We start from the raw sequence: 17,601 nt of genomic DNA on the forward strand, positions 1-17,601 counted from the left end.
CCCCCAGCGAAGTGAAGGACGAAGACAGGATGAACGGCAGATCCAGCAAGCGGATCCGTGCCCTGCGACGGCGTATCGCACTCACCTCGGCCGCGATCATGGTCGGCTCGCTCTTGCAGGCAGTGACACAGCCCGCCCTCGCCGCGGACCACGACGTGCAGGTCGCTCCGCCCGTATTCGAGAAGCCAGTCCCCACCACGACGGGCAAAGTCAAGCCGCGCACCGTGATGAAGGGTCCGCGTACACCCGCCACTCCACCCGAGAACACGTGGCCGAAGGCGGCGACCACGGTGGTGGACCTGCCTGATGCCAAGGCCGGTGCCGAAAAGTCCGCCCGCGTCCCAGGCCTGTCCCTGACCCTGGGTGCCGGCGTGAAGTCCGGAACGAAGACCGCCCGCGGCGGTGTCGAGACGCGCGTCCTGAGCCGCAAGGCAGCCCAGCAGGCCGGTGTCGAGGGGGTGCTGTTCACCCTGCGCGGCAGGGACAGCAAGAACGGCAGGACCAAGGCCCAGCCGGGACAGGTCCGCAGCACACTGGACTACTCCTCCTTCGCCGGGGCCTACGGCGGCGGTTACGCCTCCCGGCTGACCCTGGTCGAACTACCGGCCTGCGCGCTCACCACGCCCAGCAAGGAGGCGTGTCGCACGGCCGAGCCGGTCAAGGCGGTCAACGACCCCGAAGAGCAGACACTTACGGCGCAGAGCGTGGCGCTGAGCGCCGACGCTCCCACGGTGCTCGCCGCGGTGGCGGACACCGAAAGCGCGAACGGTGACTACAAGGCGACCTCCCTCTCTCCTTCCGCCACGTGGACCACCAATCTCAACACCGGTGACTTCGGCTGGTCGTACGCCATGCCCGTGCCCGATGTGCCCGGCGGGCTGACCCCCAATGTGGGGCTCTCGTACACATCCGGTGCCGTCGACGGCCGTACCGGCAACACCAACAACCAGGCGTCCTGGGCGGGTGACGGCTTCGACCTGTGGCCCGGCTACATCGAACGCCGGTACAAGGCGTGTGCCGACGACGGTGTGGAGAACTCGGACGGCAACAAGCCGGGTGACCTGTGCTGGGCCTACGACAACGCGTTCATCTCCTTCAACGGCAAGGCCGGGGAACTGGTGCCCGACGGCACCAACTCCTGGAAGCTGAAGAACGACGACGGCACGAAGATCGACCACCTGACCTCCAGCAACCGGGGCAACGGCGACAACAACGGTGAGTACTGGAGAGTGACCGCCCCGGACGGCACCCGCTACTACTTCGGCTACAACCGGCTGCCCGGCTGGGCGGACGGCAAGGAGACCACCGACTCCACCTGGACCGTCCCCGTCTACGGCGACGACTCGGGCGAACCGTGCCACGCCGACACGTTCGCGGGGTCATGGTGCCAGCAGGGCTGGCGCTGGAACCTCGACTACGTCGTCGACACCCACAGTAACGCGGTCACGTACTTCTACGACAAGGAGGACAACCACTACGGCCGCAACCTGGAGGCCGAGGACGGCACCCCCTACGTCCGCGGCGGCACCCTCGACCGCATCCAGTACGGTCTGAAGTCCTCCTCGCTCTACGGCACCAAGCCGCAGGCCAAGGTCACCTTCACCAACAGGGAGCGCTGCATCCGTGACTCCCACACGACCTGTTCCGACATCGACGCTGATGCCCCCTACTGGTACGACACCCCCTGGGACCTGAACTGCGACAGCGCGGAGGAGTGCGACCAGGGACGCCTGTCCCCGGCGTTCTTCACCCGCAAGCGGCTCACGCAGGTGACGACCCAGGTCTACGACGGCAGCGCCTACCAGGACGTCGACTCCTGGAAACTCGCTCACCGCTGGGGCATGGCCGACACCGACTACCAGCTGCTGCTCGACTCCGTCCAGCACACCGGCCACAGCGCCGAGCCGGCCGTCACGCTCCCGAAGACCACCTTCGCCTACACCCAGCTCGCCAACCGCCTTGACAAGACCGGCGACGGCTACGCGCCGTTCATCAAGAGCCGCCTGTCCGCCGTCGCCGACGAGTCCGGTGGCCAGATCGACGTCAACTATTCTGCCGAGTCCTGTTCCTGGGACGACCTGCCGACCCCGCACAGCAACACCACGCGCTGCTTCCCGCAGTACATCGGCGGCAGCGCCGACGACGACCCCGAACGCCAGTGGTTCAACAAGTACGTCGTCAACTCCGTGACCGCGACCGACCGCACCGGCGGAGCCCCCGACCAGGTGACCAGCTACGACTACCTGGACGGCGCCGCCTGGCACTACGACGATGACGACGGCCTGACCAAGGAGAAGTTCAAGACCTGGTCCCAGTGGCGTGGCTACGGCCACGTCCGTGTCCGGACCGGCGGCCAGGGCGGTGCCTCGGCCATGAAGTCCCAGCAGGACACCTATTTCCTGCGCGGTATGGACGGCGACCGCAAGGACACGTCCGGCGGGACCAGGACCGTTGCTGTCACCCTCGGTGAGGGCGAAGGCGACCCGATCACCGACCACGAAGCCGCCACCGGCTTCGCCTACAAGACCGTCAGCTACTCCGGGCCCGGCGGCAAGGTGCTCGGTAAGACGGTCAGCCGGCCGTGGCACCACCAGACGGCGAAAGAAGTCCGCGACTGGGGCACGGTGACCGCCAACTTCACCGGCACCGGCCGCGTACGCACCTGGACCTCCCTCGACGACGGCGCCGGTTCCAGCTGGCGGATCACCATGGTGGACACCGACTACGACACGATCGCTGGACGGGTCACCCAGGTCCACGACCGTGGCGACGTCGGTAAGTCCTCCGACAACACCTGCACCCGCACCACCTACGGCACCGTTGCCGTCGACAAGATCCTCACTCTGCCCTCACGCGTCGAGACCGTCGCCAAGGCCTGTGACGCCACACCCGGCCGCCCCGCCGACGTCATCTCCGACGTGCGTTCCGCCTACGACGGCGAGACCTACGGCAGCGCTCCCGTCAAGGGCGACGCCACGGCCACGGCCGTGCTGAAGAAGTACGACGGCACGACGGCCGTCTATCTGGAGTCGGGTTCCACCTACGACGCCTATGGCCGTGTCCTGACCAGCACCGACCTGACAGCCGACGTCAAGGTCACCACAGCCGGGGGCCTCACCCGTACCGCGCGAAGCGACGGACGCGCCACGACCACCGTCCGAACGCCCGCCACCGGCTTCCCCACCACGGTCGAGACCATCACGCCCCCGGCCACCGCGGGGGAGGCGGGCACGGCGCAGACCTCGACCACGACGCACGAACTCCTCCGCGGCCTGCCGCTGACCCAGACCGACACCAACGGCAAGGTCACCAACTTCGCTTACGACGCGCTGGGCCGCTCGACCAAGGTGTGGCTGCCCGACCGGCTCACCGGCCATACCCCCACCTACGAGTTCACCTACACCGTCGCCGAAGACGAACCGGTCGCGGTCGGCGCCAGGACCATCGGCAACAACGGGACGCAAAGCACCTCCTACGCCCTCTACGACGGCTTCCTGCGCCCGCGCCAGACCCAGGAACCGGGCCCGGACAACGGACGTCTCCTCGCCGACACCTTCTACGACGAACGCGGACTGATCAGTTCGGAGTTCGCCCCCTACTACACGGAGGGAGCACCTTCCGCCGACCTGCGCACGCCCGAAGAAGCCCTCAGCGTCGAAACACAGAACCGCTACACACACGACGGGCTGGGTCGTCAGACCGAGTCCAGGCAGATCGCAGGCAACGGCGACGGAGGCACCGTCCTCGGCGCGACGCAGACCATCTACGGCGGCGATCGCACCACGGTCGTCCCGCCCGTCGGCGGCACCGCCACCACCACCCTCAGCGACGCCCGGGGCCGGACCACCGAACTGCGCCAGCACCGGACCCGGAGCGCCACGGCCCCTTACGACACCACCCGTTACGACTACACCCCGCGCGGGGAACTGGCGGAAGTCACCGACCCGGCCGGCAATTCCTGGACCTACGAATACGATCTTCTCGGCCGCCAGACCAAGTCCGTCGACCCCGACAAGGGGACCAGCCTCAGCGCATACGACGACCGAGGCCAGCTCACGACCACCGACGACGCCCGGCCGGACACCCCCGCCCTGTGGCACGGTTACGACAACCTCGGCCGGCAGACGCAGCTGCGCGAAGGCTCCTCCAGCGGCACGCTGCGTGCCAAGTGGGTGTACGACACCCTCAGCGGTGCCAAGGGCCACCTCGCCGAAACCATCCGCTACGACGACGGCAACGCGTACAGCTCCAAGGTCGTCGCATACGACCGCCTCTACCGCCCGCTGCGTACCTCCGTCACCATCCCGTCGTCCGAGGGAGACCTTCGGGGCACCTACCTCAGCGCGACCACGTACAACGCCTCGGGCACGGTGCAGGGCATCGGCTATCCGAAGGCCGGCGCCCTGCCGGCTGCGACCGTGACCTACGGGTACGAAGACAAGACGCTGCGCCCCATCACAATGAGCAGCAGCCAGGGCCTCGTTGCCAAGACCGGTTACAGCCTCACGGGCAAGCCGTCGTACTACGAACTGTCCAAGAGCGGCAGCAAAACGATCAAGGCAACCAACACCTATGAGTGGGGCACCCAGCGCCTGGCCACGTCCCGGGTGGACCGCCAGGACATCGCCGGTGTCGACCAGCACAACACCTACCGCTACGACCAGGCGGGCAACGTGCTGTCCGTGTCGGACATGTCCCGCTCCGGCACCGACACCCAGTGCTTCACCTACGACGGCTTCCGCCGCCTGACCGAAGCATGGACCCAGAGCACGACCGCCTGCGCCACCGACCCCAGCGGCAGCGTCCTGGGCGGCCCGGCCCCCTACTGGCACTCGTACACCTACGACAAGGCCGGCAACCGCCAGACCGAGACACTCCACGACATCACCGGGAACACCGCCGACGACACCGAGCGGACCTACGACTACCCCGGCGCGGGAAACCCCCAGCCGCACACCCTGACCTCGGTCACCACGGCGGGGCCGACCGGGGAGGCGAGGGACACCTACACCTACGACGAATCCGGCAACACGCTCACGCGTCGGCTGGGTGGTGACACCCAGGAACTCACCTGGGACGCCGAGGGCCACCTCGCCAAGGTCACGGAACCGGTCGAGGGCGGCAGCGACAAGGTCACGGAGTACCTCTACGACACCGAGGGCAACCGCCTCATCGGCCGTACCCCCACCGAGACCACCCTCTACCTCGGCAGCACCGAGATCACTCTGGCCAAGGGCTCCAGCACCCCCGAGGCCACGCGCTACTACACACTCGGCGGCGGCCACCAGGCGGTCCAGGAGAACGACGGCAGCTTCTCCGTCACGCTCGCCGACCACCACGGCACCGCCCAGCTCGCCATCGACACGGCCACCGACAAACTCACCCAGCGCCGCACCCTCCCCTTCGGCGGCACCCGCGGCACCGAACCCACCGACTGGCCGGGCACCAAGGGCTTCGTAGGCGGCACCGACGACACCAGGACCACCGGCCTCACCCACCTCGGCGCCCGCGAATACGATCCGTCAACCGGCCGCTTCATCAGCGTCGACCCCCTCCTGGAAATCGACAAACCCCAAACCCTCAACGGATACACCTACGCAGCCCAAAACCCCCTGGCCTTCTCCGATCCCACCGGCCTGGGGCTCGCCTGCGGCGGAGCCGGCGGAGCACAAGAAGGCTGCGGAACAGGAGTGGTTACCCGCGCCGACGGCTCGCTGTCCCAAAACGGGCGACCCACGGGCGGTGGCACTATCTACAAGCGCCCGACTGGTCCCACCTTGGCAGGCGCGGAGACCTACGGACCGGTGACCGTCAAACCCTATGGCGCGTCGATCACCATCCAAGGTGTCTATATCCCCACGCAGGAAGAACTCGCCGTAACCTTCTCCAATTATCACGAGAACAGCAGCTACCAGCACAATCTGGAGAACTGGGGAAGAAGTCGGTGTACAGGGTCAGGAAGCGATTTCTGTCATACGATCGGTAAACTCGGATGGTTCGGTGGCGACCCTGAAATTGACGTTCTTGAAGTCATTGGCGTTCGCTCCTACATCAAATGTTATAAAGGTGAAGGCTGTAGCGAAGCTGCCGCAGATGTCGTAATATCTGCTGTCTCCGCTGGAGTCGGCAAGGGGATCAAGGCCCTGGCCAAAGTTATCAAGCAAGGCATGAAGCGCGGAGACAGTATCCCCGCCAGTTGCCTGGTCGGGGCCGCCCACAGCTTCACTGCCGGCACCGAAGTCCTCATGGCTGACGGCACCACCAAACCCATAGAGGACGTAAGGATCGGTGACAAGGTCACTGTCACCGATCCTGTAACAGGCGAAACCGCAGTCCGGGAAGTAACCGCGACCATCGTCACCGAGGACGACAAGCACTTCGTCGACCTCGCCATCGCCACAGAGACCGGTACCGCAACGCTCAAGAGCACCACCACGCATCCCTTCTGGTCCGACTCCGAAAAACGCTGGATGCGGGCCGGTCAACTTGAGCTAGGCATGACAATCCGCACCGCCGACGGAAGAGCTGTACCGGTCACGGGGGCTCACGCCACAATCGAACGCCAGCGCACATACGACCTCACGATTCACGACATCCACACGTACTATGTGCTGGCGGGGGCCACGCCGGTTCTGGTTCACAATTCGAATGGGTTGTGCGGAACTGCGGCGCTGGACAATGGAGACTGGCAGCACATCGTGGATCGACACCGCCCTGGCGGTGTGAAGGTCGATGATAAGGCTGGAATCTTTTCAGGCGAAGCCAAGCATGTTCGCGGGCGAATAGCGGAGACCATCAACCGAGGGACGCCAAGGGCGAACACTCCGGACCCTGAAACCGGTAGGCCGCGCGCCGGGCAGATATATGAGTGGGATTTCGGCGTCCCCGTGGGAAGGGCGGGTCCGGCGAATGGTGGGGGAGACTTGACTGGCATCCGTGTCGTCGTAAATGACGGCAAAGTCGTGACGGCATTCCCGTTCTAGGTGAGAAACGACGATCTGAGGAATTCGTGATTCACTTCTCTTTCGAGGTGCCGAAAGCCGGGTCGGCCTGGCGTGATACCTGGGACAGGGCTTTCCAGGTCAAGCCAGCGACCATCAGCGAGATGGACCTCTGCTACAAGTACTTCGGGGTAAGCGTCGAACTTGTGGTTGACGAGGTTGAGATCATCTCCAGCGAGGGGCATGTGACCCTCGTCGATCTAGCCCTGTCTCTTTGCCATGCGGTGAGCCGTCTCTCGGCAGGAGAAGATACGGCGATCGGCTTCACGGAGGATGACGAAGTCATCCGCTTGCGACGTGAGGAAGATCTAGTTGTAATGACGTCATCGAAGCATCAATGGCAGGTCTCCATGGAGCAGGAAGAGCTCGTAGGTGCTTTCGTTGACTTCCTGCGAGAGGCGCATGCTCGTCTGGCTGCGAACATCCCCGGACTGGCAGATAACCCAGTAATTCAGCGGTTCTCACCGGAGCGGCTGGACTCGACGCCAGGCGAATAGAGGTAGCTATTGAACCCTTCTCGGTAACGTCTCGTGACGGTTTGTGATCTTCGTTCAGGTGGTGCGGCCGTGTTCCATCTGGAGCAGGACGAGGGCGGCTCGGGCGATCCGGGTGATGCTGCCAGGGTCGAGGCTGACCCGGCGCAGAGCCTTGAACGTGACTTTGAGCAGGGCATTGACCTCGATTCTTCACTTGCGGTGTGACGTCGGCCGGTTCGGCGGTTTGCCCGTAATGTCCCCTGCCGTTCGAGGACGGGCCGTCGCGTGACGCTGCGGGGCGTCGGGTTCCACGGGCCCGAGGGTGCTGCGGGTCCTCTCCTCTCCGCTGTCGTCGGGGCGGGGCCGACCGTCAGGTGTGGGCCGGAAGCTGGGTGGCCCGCTGCCAGGCGGTGGCGAACGCCGGCGCCCAGGGCCAGGTGCGGTCGAGGTGGAGGGTGCGTCTGCGTGCGTGGGCGGTGAGCCGGGCGGGCAGGTGGTAGAGCCTCCTGCGGATCGTCTCCGGTTCGGCGGCGGCGAGTTCGGGCTCGTCATGCAGGAGAAGGAGCCTGGTCCATGCGTCGAGGTCCGCGGCGATAGTGGCAGCCAGCACCCAGGCGGCGTTCAGCTGCCAGGACTTCGAGGGCAGCAGCCCGAGGCCGATCCGCTTGATCGCCTTGACACGATCCTCGACCTCGGCATGATCACGGTAGAGAGCATCGACGAACCACACCTGCCCGGAGCCGGACACCCCGGAAAGCCCCTGGTGGGCGGGGATGTTCGTGGCGACGATCTGGTAACGCCAGCCGGTGCGCTGCTCGAACGCGGTCAGCTTCTTCAGATCGCGGCGCGAGGGCTTGACCCGGCGCACGATCAGCCGCATCCCCTCGGGCCAGCCGCTCAGGTCGCGCACCCCGGTCAGCTCGGCGACCTGGTAGGTGACCTTCTGTCCGTCCGGGCCCTTGATCTCGTGGACCTCGCCGTCCTGCCGCAGCGCGTCGTTCCACACGTCCGCGGGCAGCAGTGCGATCGCGGCCTCGTCGGCGGTATTGATGGCCCAGCCGGTCACCCAGCGCACTCGGCGGCGGCTGGTGGTCAGCGCCTGCAGATGCTCAAGGAGGCCGTGGCTGAAGGCCGCGCCGTCGATCCTCACCAGCAGCTTCGACCACAGCGGCAGCGGAGTTGCCGCAGCGCGGCGGCCAGCACCGTCTTGTGGTCGGCGACGTCGTTGGACGCCGCGTTGCCCGGCCGTAGCAGCATGGTCACGCACTCGCGGGTATTGGCCAGCCAGGCGCCCAGCGGGTGATGTCCGTAGCCGCCCTTGAACGTGCCGGCCGCGCCGTCCTTCTTGCTGGTGCAGGTCACCAAGGTGGCATCGAGATCCAGGACGTACCAGTTGGTGAGCGTGCGCCCGCATACCGAGATCCACGGGAACCCACCGGGCCGCAGGGCGAGCAGCGTCCACACCCCACGCCGTATCACGGCGCGCACGCGCTCCACCCGGGCTCCGACAGGGCCGTCGATGGCTTCCAGCGTGCGCCACAGGGTGCTGTCCGAGACCGGACGGGGAAGAACGGCCTCCAGTGCTGCTGCAGTTGCTCGGCCTGCAGGACATTCCTCGCGCCGAGGACGATCGCGCAGGCCAGCTGGACCAGGGCCATCCCGCGATCCCGCCACCCCGGCCCGACGCCGCGGGGCAGCGCGGCGGCCAGGGCGCGGGTCAGCCCGACCCGGTCCGCGATCCGGTGCAGCAGCACCACGCCCGCATGCCCGACCAGGTTCTTGCCGTCGGCCCGCACAACGAGCCGACGATCCCATTCGGTAGCCTGCACCTGTTGGGTGCCCCCACTCTGCGACGTTCTTGATCTAGGAAATTCAGATCATCGCAGGTCAGGGGCACCCTTCCGCTATCAGGGCGTCACATCACTGACGGACGGCCCTCGTAGCTGAATACACGAGGTTGACTCTGCTGCTCAATTCGAGGGATGGTCACGCACCGCATCCGAGAGGGGCCGGACCGCCTCCTCGCGAGGCCCGTTCCACGCGCCCCGTCGACGGGCCGGCGTCACTCTCCGCAATTGAGCAACAGAATCGGCATTCGCGCGCTCGGCGACGCCGTGGATGCCACGGATCACCTTGTTGAACGTCTGCTGTTCGAGGTCGAGTTCGCCGCCCTGCGGCTTCTTGGCCGGGTGGCGGAAGCCGTCGCCGGCGTTCTCGTAGCCGAGATCGGTCAGAGTCGGGATGTCCAGAGTGGCGGCGAGCCGGTTCAGCGCGCCGATCAGGCCGTGGGTGCGCGCGCAGGTGGTGTCGTGCTCGCGGCCGGGGCGGACCGGGGACACCCAGAGCGGCCAGCCGTCCGGGGCGGAGATGACCTGCACATTCCCGCCATGATGCTTGTGCTTCCCGGACCACCAGAGATCTGCCCCGTTGGGACCGGGGGCGGCGACGCGGTCGGTGCGGATGACAGTGCCGTCCAGGTTGAGGTGGGTGTACCCGGCGGCCGCCGCCCGCTCCAGTGCGGTGGCCAGGTCCGGGGCGTGGTCGGCGAGCACGGTCAGCCCCTCGTGGAGATAGCGGTAGGCGGTCGGCACCGAGATCCGGCTGTCCCGGGCGAGTTGGGCCAGCCGGGTTCCGTCGACGAACCACCGCAGGACGAGGATCCCCTGCTTGAAGACGCCCAGGGCGCGGGTGTTCTTGCGGGTGCCGAGCCGGTCGCGGTGCTCGCGCAGGAGCCGGGCCAGGGTCTCGGCGGTCTCCCTGCCGACATCGAGCACGGCGGTGTAGGTGATACTGGTCAACGTGTGAAGCCTCTGGCCGTACGGAACTTGATTTTCGCAGACCTGTTCCTACCAGGGGCTTCACCCATATCTGACAGCGGGGCACTCGACGCGGTCCGGCTCACCCCGCACGCGGTCACGCACCGCAACCGTCACGTTGCCGAGAAGACCTCAGTGACAGTGGCTCGTGTTCCGACGGAACCGAGCGATCCAAGCCTCGGCGGCACTGTCTGACGGCAACGTTGACGGCAACGCCAGCGGACGACGGAGCCCGGACTGTGGTGCCTCGGTCCGGGCTCCGGTTGCTCAATCCTGCGGAGTCAGCAGGAGGGTGGAATGTCGCCCGAGTCGCGGTCAAGGAGGGCGTCGCTGAGACGGCTGATGGCTTGGTGTTGGAGGCGGAGTCGGACATGAGCGTAGACGCCGGCGGTGACGCCGATGTGGGCGTGCCCGAGAAGTTCTTTGATGACGACGAGGTCGACGCCTTGCTCCAGGAGCAGGGTGGCCGTCGAGTGTCGTAGGTCATGGAAGCGGATGCGGCGGAGCCCGGCCCGATTGAGCAGTCGGCCGAAGCGCCGGGTCATGTTGGCCGGGTCGATCGGTCCGCCGGTCGGCGTAACGAATACGAGACCGCTGTCCTTCCAGCCCACCTCGGCCACCTTGCGTTCTGCTTCCTGGGGGCTTCACCCCGGATCGTAGACACCTTGGACACTGGACCTTGAGGGTCCAGAGGAAGAGATGTCACTGATGGTGATGAAGGTGTACTCGGCGGAGTTCAAGACGGATGCTGTCGCGCTGTACCTGTCGGACCCGAAGAACACGTTCGAGAGCGTGAGCAAGGACCTGGGCGTCAGCCGGGAGACGCTGCGGAATTGGGTGCGGGTCGAGCGCACCCGGCAGGGCCGTGCGGCGGCCGCGAGTCGCTCGCCGCGGGCGGTACAGGCCGTTGATGTACCCTCCGACGATGTGCTGAAAGAGGAGAACAAGCAGCTCAGGGCTCGGATCAGGGAGCTGGAGACCGAGCGGGAGATCCTGCGGAGGGCCGCGAAGTATTTCGCCGGCGAGACCAACTGGTGAGCCGTTTCCAGTTCGTTGATGATCATCGCGGCGCGTTCGGCGTCAAGCGGCTGTGCCGGGTCCTGGAGGTCTCCAGGTCCGGGTTCTACCGGTGGCTGAAGGCCGCCCCGGCCCGCCTGGCGCGAGCCCGGGACGATGCCCGCCTCGCGCGGCGGATCCGGGAGATCCACAAGGAGTCCGACGGCACCTACGGCATCCCGCGCATCACCGCCGAGCTGAAGGCCGCCGGGAGCGACGTCAACCACAAGCGCGTCGAGCGGGTGATGCGCCGCATCGGCCTCCAGGGCGTGCACCTGCGCAAGAAGGTCCGCACCACGATCCCCGAGCCGGAAGCGGCCCCGGTGCCGGACCTGCTGCGGCGCGACTTCACCGCCGACGAACCGAACACCAAGTACGTCGGCGACATCACGTATCTGCCCATCGGCGATGGTCAATTCCTCTATCTCGCAACGGTGTTGGACCTGCATTCCAGGCGGCTCGCGGGCTGGTCGATCGCCGACCACATGCGCACCGAGCTGGTCACCGACGCGCTCGAAGCCGCCGCCCGCACCCGGGGCGGCAGCCTCGACGGGGCGGTCTTCCACAGCGACAACGGCGCGCAATACGCATCGAAGGAGTTCGCGAAGGTGTGCCGCCGGCTCGGTGTGACCCGCTCGCGCGGCGCGGTCGGCACCAGCGCGGACAACGCCGCCGCGGAGAGCTTCAACGCAACCCTGAAAAGAGAGACCCTGCAAGGGAAGAGGCACTGGTCAGGAGCACGCGAGGCCCGCCTCGCGGTGTTCCGGTGGGTCACCCGCTACAACACGCGACGCAGGCACTCGGGGCTTGGCTACATCAGCCCGATCGCCTTCGAACAGCGATCAGCTACGCTGGCCTCTGCCGCATAGCAAACGGTGTCCACGCTTCAGGGGAAGCCCCCGAGGCCGACGACGGCCAAGGGCGCGAGCCCGAGAGAGGTCCCGGGCATCAGGCGCCCGCCTTGGCGGTAACGGCGTCGCCGCGCACGGAGATGCCGTGCCGGTCCTTGCCGTTGATCTCGTTCTCCCAGGCCGAGGCGACCAGGCCGGTGAAGGCGACGGGCATGCCGACCTTGAGGCCCTTGCCGAGGCCGGGCTCGGGCACGTTCACGGTGATCACTTCGGCGCGGCCGTTGAACGCGAACATCACGTCCACCTGGTGCAGGTGGGCGCCGGTCGTGCGGTCGATCGCGGGCTCCCGGCCGTCACGGTCCTTGAAACGCGGCCGGGGCTCGGAGGCCAGGATCACCAAGGCCTGGGACTGGTCGATGGGCATGGTCTTCACGGCAAACCTCCAGGTAGAAGGGTGCGAATCACCCACGCGGGTGATCGCTCAACCCGACCCTACCTGACTCAATCCAACTCTATCCATCCCTATTCGTTGTTGTTCTGCTCCCGCCCTGTCCATGGGGTCGCTAATCTGGCCGGTGCAGCGCGCTGTGCTGCGGGAACGGCGGCCGGCCCGTCCTTCCACCACCGACATACGCCGATCCGAGGGAAGACGATGGCTCCTGCTGACGAGGCACGCCTGGCGTTCGAGCGCATCGCGGACGATCTCAAGCAGCAGATCCGTGGTGAGAAGCTCCAGCCGGGGCAGTTGCTGCCGTCGCACAGCCAGCTGATGGAGGCGTACGGCGCATCGAGCCTGACCGTGCAGAAGGCGGTGCGGCTCCTGCGCAGCGAGGGCTGGGTCATGACCCGCCAGGGCAAGGGCACCTTCGTGAGCAGGTCTGCGGACTTCGAGCACGCCTTCGAGAAAGTCGTCAAGGATCTGGAACGCCGGATCCGCTCCGGCAGCCTCACGCCAGGGATCAAGCTGCCGGGCAGTGAAGCGCTCGCCGACCACTACGCGGTACCGGTCCGTGTCATCGACACGGCGGTCAGCCTGCTCGTACGCAACGAATGGCTCCGCTACGAGGACGAAGAGCACAGCCACGACGCCTACGTACGCGACGCGGACGATCCCGCCCTCGGGCGGCACCTCGCCCAGGCAGCCCTTGTGCAGAAGATCCGCAATGGCTCGTTGCCCAAGGGCACCCGGCTGACCGCAGTGGAGGCCGCCGAGGCCATCGGCCACAGCGAAGAGAACACCGAGCAGGCCCTGGCCACGCTGGCCCTGGAAGGACATGCCCGCAAGGTCTACAAGAACCCGCGCAAGGAAATCCCCTCCCGCACCCGCCCGAGCGAGCCGCAGCCGGAAGAACTGGCGTACGTCATCGGCGAAAGCCTCTTCTGGGAAGAACCGCCAGACGCGGGCGGCACTGACGACGGTTCCGCACAGTTGCCGCAGTCCGCGCCGCCCGGATCCTGGGACGTCGGCCTGGCGGGCAAGCTGGACCTGATCCTGGAGCAGATGGCCGACATGCGCGAGCGTCTTGAGCGCCTGGAGCAGGCAAGCCAGGGCCGAGGAGCCAAGCGCCCCAAGGGCGCCTGACTGCATGCAGTGAAAATCCCCGGAGAGCCATGGCTCTCCGGGGATTTCCGCTGCGGCCCTATCCGACCGGGTGCGACGGGCGCCGGCCGGAACAGGAGATCGTGATGGGCAGTCAGTCGAGCGGGACGGGGCGGCGGCTGTCCCGCTCCTCGTCTTCGGTCTCCAGGTCGTCCAGGGTGCCGAGGTCGTCGTAGGCGGGGGCGGGCAGACGTGCTCCCCGGCTCACCGCGATCCGGTGGACGTTCGTCAATGCCTCGGTCAACTGGACTGCCAGCAGGTGCAGTTCGCCAGGCGTCCACTGGCGTCCGTCCAGAGCGTGTTGTGCCTCCTGAACGAGTTCACCGGCCAGGCCGAGTTGGGCCGACTCCATGTTGTCAGCGAGGCGTGACAGGTATCCGGTCCCGTCGCCTGCGAGGTAGCAGGGTTTTCCTTCCGGCCCGGCCCAGGGGAGCAGGCGGACCTGATTCGTGAGGCTCATCAGGCCCCCACCTCCATGCTGCGGGTCAGCAGGGGACCGATGTCGACTCCGTGCACGGCCAGCCACAGTGCGCGCCGCGGTGCCCGTCGGCGCTGCTGCTCCCGCTGTTCGTGCGCGAGCAGGTACGGGCGGACCAGTCCGGTGTCCTCACCTTGCAGCACCGGGGCAGCGAGTGCGTGAGGCGGACATTCAGTGGATGCCTCCACAACGGGGAGGGTGGGGCGGGAATCCGGTGCGCGGTGGCGGCCTGGCGCGGGCCGTAGCAGCCGTAGCAGTGGTTCGAAGATGTGGGCGATACAGTGCGGCACGTCGGCGCTCCTTGTCAGCGTTGGCCACGCCCCCGGACCGTTCGCCCGGTCGCGGGGGTCCTGACTGAGCGTCAGCCTGCCGACTGGCGATGCACACCGGTTGCACCGAGCGGTGCAACTCCTCTCGCCGGGAACCTGCTATATCCCGACCCAGTCCGCGTACTGCGCCAGCAAGCTGTTGCGCGTCCGTTCCTGCCGTTTGAGGGCCAGCACGGTGTCCCTCACGGTCGGGTGGTAGCGGGTCTGCTGTGGCGCGATGCGCCGGGCCTGGTGCAGGCAGTCCAGCGCTTCCTCCGGGTGGCCGGCCCAGGCATGGGAGCGGCCGAGGTCCATCCAGTGGTGTCCGGCCCGGGAACGGGTCCAGCCTCGCGGGATGTGTACATCCTGGGCGAGCTCGATCGCGCGACCGAAGTCGTCCATCTCCGAGGCGATGGCCACCGCATGCACACCGACGTTCACCGGCCCCCAGGTAACGCCGAAATCGGGCAACTCGCCCGTGACCCGGGCCAGAGAACGGGCCTCGGCAAGGCGGGCATCCGCCTCATCCCGGTCCTGCATCCGCCCCGCGATCACCGCAGCCCGCAGATGCATCACACCCTGCATGGCCTCAACGCCTGCCGGGCGGCGCGCATCCAGGCCGTCGAGATCCCGCAGAGCCCGGTCAATCACCCGCAGACCCACGTCGTATCGGCCGGACGACATCGTGGTCTGTGCGCGAAGGTAGGCATACATGGCGGCCAGCCCCGGCTCGTCGGCGCGCGGCGCGATCCACGCCAGCCGGTCCAGCGCAACGGTGGCCAGGTCGATATAGCCGAAGTTCCACGCCACGGTGAACACACACCGGAACGTCCCCGCCAGACACTCGTAAGCCAGCCGCTGCTCTTCCCCGGTGCTGGTGTGCACCGCCTGCACCGACTCGTCGATCAACCCGGGCAGGTCGCGCACCATGTCCGTGTACTGCGCCTGCCGGCGTTGCACGAGGGCCCGTTGGACATCAGCTCGGATCAACGCGGCCGGGCGCGGAGCCGTCTCCCAGTCGAGCGCGACATCCCAGTTCTCCAGTCCCTCACGGATCGGCTGGATCAAGGCGTCCATGCGGTCCCGGCGCAACTCCTCGGCGTACGGCTGCCCCAGCAGATCGGACGTGGAGACGCCCAGCGAGCGGGCACAGGCAGCAACAAGAGCCGGGGAGGCAGCCTTCTGCCCACACTCCACCTTCGACAACAGCGACTTCGACACGTGAGCGCGCATCGCCAGCCCCTGCTGCGTCAGGCCGCGCTGCTTCCGGATGCGGGCGATCCGAGCGCCGGTGTGCTCCTCGATGCTCTGCGACACGGCGAACTCCGTTCTGCGGCAACACTCAGACGGTACCCCCGCAACACGGCCCCGGACCGGCCGAACAACGATCACCCCGGCTGTCCGCAGGAGCACACCCACCAGTCCGATGCTTCGGACCGCACTCCAGCCGAACGACCAGCCGACGGCCACGGCGTAGCACCAAGGCGGGATGCGTCCAAACTTTCTCTACGTCTTCAAGGCGACCCGCTGACGCGGGTCGCGCGCGGCACGGCCGCCGACCCGGCCCGCTCTCGGCTCCGCCACCGCGGGCCGGTCAGCGACCAGGCCGCGCAGAAGCGCGTAGCGGACGACCGGAAGCGAGCGAAGACCAGACGCTCCCGAACGGCGAGCGCCAGGCCGGCGGCGAGGCAGCGGCAGGGAGTTGGCCGGCGCGCAGGCCCGGCGGTGGGGTCGGTCGGCTCCATGGGCTTTACCCACCTCCCCGAGTCGGGGCCCGCGTCGGGCAAGGCCAGGGGGCCACTCGTTCACATTCCGGGCAGGGGCACAGCCTGCCCGAGTTGCCGGGCCAGCGTACGGCCCCCTGACCATGCCCGACCCCAACCCGGGCAGAACACCGGCCAAAGCCCACTCCACCGCCCTCACGCGCGTAGCCGTCTGACGGCAACGCCGACGGCAACACGGGCGCACAGCACGGCACTTCCACGCACCCCCACGGACCGGCGGGAATTCGCTGACCAGCGAATATGCAGGTGACGACCGAATGGCGAGCACACGTACTATGTACTCGCTGGTCAGACGCCAGTGCTCGTTCACAACAGCAACTGCCGGACCGCATCGAAATACGAGGACACCACAGAACCCAAGGCCCGCATGAAGAATGTGCGGACGGATGTCGGTCCCACGGAGTTCGGAGAGAACCTTGAGGCTAACGGATGGACTCGCCTCGAAAGGGGGCCGAACATTGAATATCAGAAGGATGGGGCACGGTACTTCCTGCGAAGCAAGGCCAAGACTGTCGAAGGTTGGACAGCGGACTACTACAGGCCGGGATCAAAGAAGGCCGACATCAAGATCAGACTGGGAGATGACTGATGCTGGGCGAGGGTTCGATCATGTCGGACCGTGATGGGTATCGCGCCATCAGCTCCCGTAGCGCGGTGACCTTCGATCTTGATGTTAGGTTCCCTGACCAGGTTTTCAGGGAGAGCGCGCGAGACTCGTTGTTCTGTGAGTTCGACGTGGTTCTCGCTCCGGAAATCTGGCCAGCGCTCTGCACGATGGCCCGTTGGCATGGAGACGACCATATCGAACTGCTAGTTCTCGAGCCTGACTGTGACGATTTCTATGTCCCCGAAGGGCTGGGATACCCAGCGGTGTCTCTGCCCGTCGAGGCTAGTGAGGACGATTATTGGGCTGCGATCGGCTTCGAGCCGGATGGCGACGCCCTGGGGTCGATCTCGATCTCGGCGAATGTCGTCGCGCTGACCGGAGCATCCGCAAAGTGGGGGTGCTGGGGTGAAAGGGATCCCGAGGTGGCGGTATTCCAGGGGTTCCCCGACGCAGCCGCGCGCAGTGAATGGTGCTCTCGGTTTGGGCCCTTCCTGGACGTGTCAGGTGCGCTGGAGTCGTATCTTCCGATGGCTTTCGGCGGGCGGCCTGTTCCGGACGCGTACGCCGCAGCCTTGACCGCCAACTATGGACCTCCGAGCGGTAGACGGCCGTAACGTTACGGAG

At 66.9% G+C, this 17,601-nt stretch carries 14 protein-coding genes and 2 pseudogenes; 6 read left to right on the forward strand and 10 right to left on the reverse strand.

Annotation, left to right across the window (positions count from 1 at the left end; genetic code table 11):
- Positions 1–29: 29 nt before the first annotated feature.
- Positions 30–6,983, forward strand: a complete 6,954-nt coding sequence (locus HUV60_RS22240; RefSeq protein WP_257848996.1) for a polymorphic toxin-type HINT domain-containing protein — start codon at positions 30–32, stop codon at positions 6,981–6,983.
- Between the two features lie 26 nt (positions 6,984–7,009).
- The gene (locus tag HUV60_RS22245; protein ID WP_257848998.1) at positions 7,010–7,498 is read left to right on the forward strand and encodes a hypothetical protein; all 489 of its coding nucleotides are present in this window, start codon (positions 7,010–7,012) and stop codon (positions 7,496–7,498) included.
- Between the two features lie 54 nt (positions 7,499–7,552).
- Here HUV60_RS22245 and HUV60_RS22250 read toward each other — a convergent pair.
- From HUV60_RS22250 to HUV60_RS22275, 6 genes and pseudogenes are all read right to left on the reverse strand, one after another.
- Positions 7,553–7,675 (reverse strand): annotated as a pseudogene (locus tag HUV60_RS22250) (IS5/IS1182 family transposase); the annotation flags it as partial.
- A gap of 172 nt (positions 7,676–7,847) precedes the next feature.
- Positions 7,848–8,627 carry a transposase gene (locus HUV60_RS22255; protein WP_257853091.1) on the reverse strand — a complete coding sequence of 260 codons (780 nt, stop codon included), beginning with the start codon at positions 8,625–8,627 and terminating at the stop codon, positions 7,848–7,850.
- Positions 8,624–8,965 carry a transposase gene (locus HUV60_RS22260; RefSeq protein WP_257853090.1) on the reverse strand — a complete coding sequence of 114 codons (342 nt, stop codon included), beginning with the start codon at positions 8,963–8,965 and terminating at the stop codon, positions 8,624–8,626. Before HUV60_RS22260 ends, HUV60_RS22255 begins: the two co-directional genes overlap by 4 nt.
- The gene (locus HUV60_RS22265) at positions 8,953–9,306 is read right to left on the reverse strand and encodes a hypothetical protein (protein WP_257853088.1); all 354 of its coding nucleotides are present in this window, start codon (positions 9,304–9,306) and stop codon (positions 8,953–8,955) included. Before HUV60_RS22265 ends, HUV60_RS22260 begins: the two co-directional genes overlap by 13 nt.
- A gap of 141 nt (positions 9,307–9,447) precedes the next feature.
- Positions 9,448–10,275 (reverse strand): HARBI1 family protein, encoded by an 828-nt coding sequence (locus HUV60_RS22270; RefSeq protein ID WP_443047378.1) that lies wholly within the window; start codon positions 10,273–10,275, stop codon positions 9,448–9,450.
- 299 nt (positions 10,276–10,574) lie between these two features.
- Positions 10,575–10,931 (reverse strand): annotated as a pseudogene (locus tag HUV60_RS22275) (tyrosine-type recombinase/integrase); the annotation flags it as partial.
- A 70-nt stretch (positions 10,932–11,001) separates the two neighbouring features.
- Between HUV60_RS22275 and HUV60_RS22280 the strand changes: the two are divergent.
- A protein-coding gene (locus tag HUV60_RS22280) for an IS3 family transposase (protein ID WP_257850207.1) occupies positions 11,002–12,218 on the forward strand; the annotation gives its coding sequence in 2 pieces (ribosomal slippage) (positions 11,002–11,317 and positions 11,317–12,218; 1,218 coding nt in all).
- Between the two features lie 79 nt (positions 12,219–12,297).
- Here the strand turns inward: HUV60_RS22280 and HUV60_RS22285 are convergent.
- The gene (locus HUV60_RS22285; protein ID WP_257850208.1) at positions 12,298–12,624 is read right to left on the reverse strand and encodes an SCO3933 family regulatory protein; all 327 of its coding nucleotides are present in this window, start codon (positions 12,622–12,624) and stop codon (positions 12,298–12,300) included.
- A gap of 228 nt (positions 12,625–12,852) precedes the next feature.
- On the opposite strand from HUV60_RS22285, the gene HUV60_RS22290 reads away from it, so the two are divergent.
- Positions 12,853–13,782 carry a GntR family transcriptional regulator gene (locus tag HUV60_RS22290; RefSeq protein ID WP_257849000.1) on the forward strand — a complete coding sequence of 310 codons (930 nt, stop codon included), beginning with the start codon at positions 12,853–12,855 and terminating at the stop codon, positions 13,780–13,782.
- 112 nt (positions 13,783–13,894) lie between these two features.
- On the opposite strand, the gene HUV60_RS22295 is transcribed toward HUV60_RS22290, so the two are convergent.
- The 3 genes from HUV60_RS22295 to HUV60_RS22305 all read right to left on the reverse strand — a co-directional run bounded on the left by HUV60_RS22295 (position 13,895) and on the right by HUV60_RS22305 (position 15,903).
- The gene (locus HUV60_RS22295; RefSeq protein WP_257849002.1) at positions 13,895–14,260 is read right to left on the reverse strand and encodes a hypothetical protein; all 366 of its coding nucleotides are present in this window, start codon (positions 14,258–14,260) and stop codon (positions 13,895–13,897) included.
- The gene (locus HUV60_RS33625) at positions 14,260–14,421 is read right to left on the reverse strand and encodes a hypothetical protein (protein ID WP_331462012.1); all 162 of its coding nucleotides are present in this window, start codon (positions 14,419–14,421) and stop codon (positions 14,260–14,262) included. Before HUV60_RS33625 ends, HUV60_RS22295 begins: the two co-directional genes overlap by 1 nt.
- Before the next feature lie 285 nt (positions 14,422–14,706).
- The gene (locus tag HUV60_RS22305; protein ID WP_257849004.1) at positions 14,707–15,903 is read right to left on the reverse strand and encodes a helix-turn-helix domain-containing protein; all 1,197 of its coding nucleotides are present in this window, start codon (positions 15,901–15,903) and stop codon (positions 14,707–14,709) included.
- A gap of 765 nt (positions 15,904–16,668) precedes the next feature.
- Between HUV60_RS22305 and HUV60_RS22310 the strand changes: the two genes are divergently transcribed.
- Both HUV60_RS22310 and HUV60_RS22315 read left to right on the forward strand, forming a co-directional pair.
- Positions 16,669–16,959 carry a hypothetical protein gene (locus HUV60_RS22310; RefSeq protein WP_257849005.1) on the forward strand — a complete coding sequence of 97 codons (291 nt, stop codon included), beginning with the start codon at positions 16,669–16,671 and terminating at the stop codon, positions 16,957–16,959.
- Between the two features lie 65 nt (positions 16,960–17,024).
- The gene (locus HUV60_RS22315; protein ID WP_257849006.1) at positions 17,025–17,591 is read left to right on the forward strand and encodes a hypothetical protein; all 567 of its coding nucleotides are present in this window, start codon (positions 17,025–17,027) and stop codon (positions 17,589–17,591) included.
- Positions 17,592–17,601: the final 10 nt, after the last annotated feature.

It is taken from the genome of Streptomyces sp. KMM 9044, assembly GCF_024701375.2.
Taxonomy (GTDB): Bacteria; Actinomycetota; Actinomycetes; order Streptomycetales; family Streptomycetaceae; genus Streptomyces.

Coding starts and splice junctions, on each gene's coding strand:
- HUV60_RS22285 (WP_257850208.1), bottom strand. CDS start 12,624: ATGCCCATCGACCAGTCCCAGGCCTTGGTGATCCTGGCCTCCGAGCCC.
- HUV60_RS22290 (WP_257849000.1), top strand. CDS start 12,853: ATGGCTCCTGCTGACGAGGCACGCCTGGCGTTCGAGCGCATCGCGGAC.
- HUV60_RS22240 (WP_257848996.1), top strand. CDS start 30: ATGAACGGCAGATCCAGCAAGCGGATCCGTGCCCTGCGACGGCGTATC.
- HUV60_RS22295 (WP_257849002.1), bottom strand. CDS start 14,260: ATGAGCCTCACGAATCAGGTCCGCCTGCTCCCCTGGGCCGGGCCGGAA.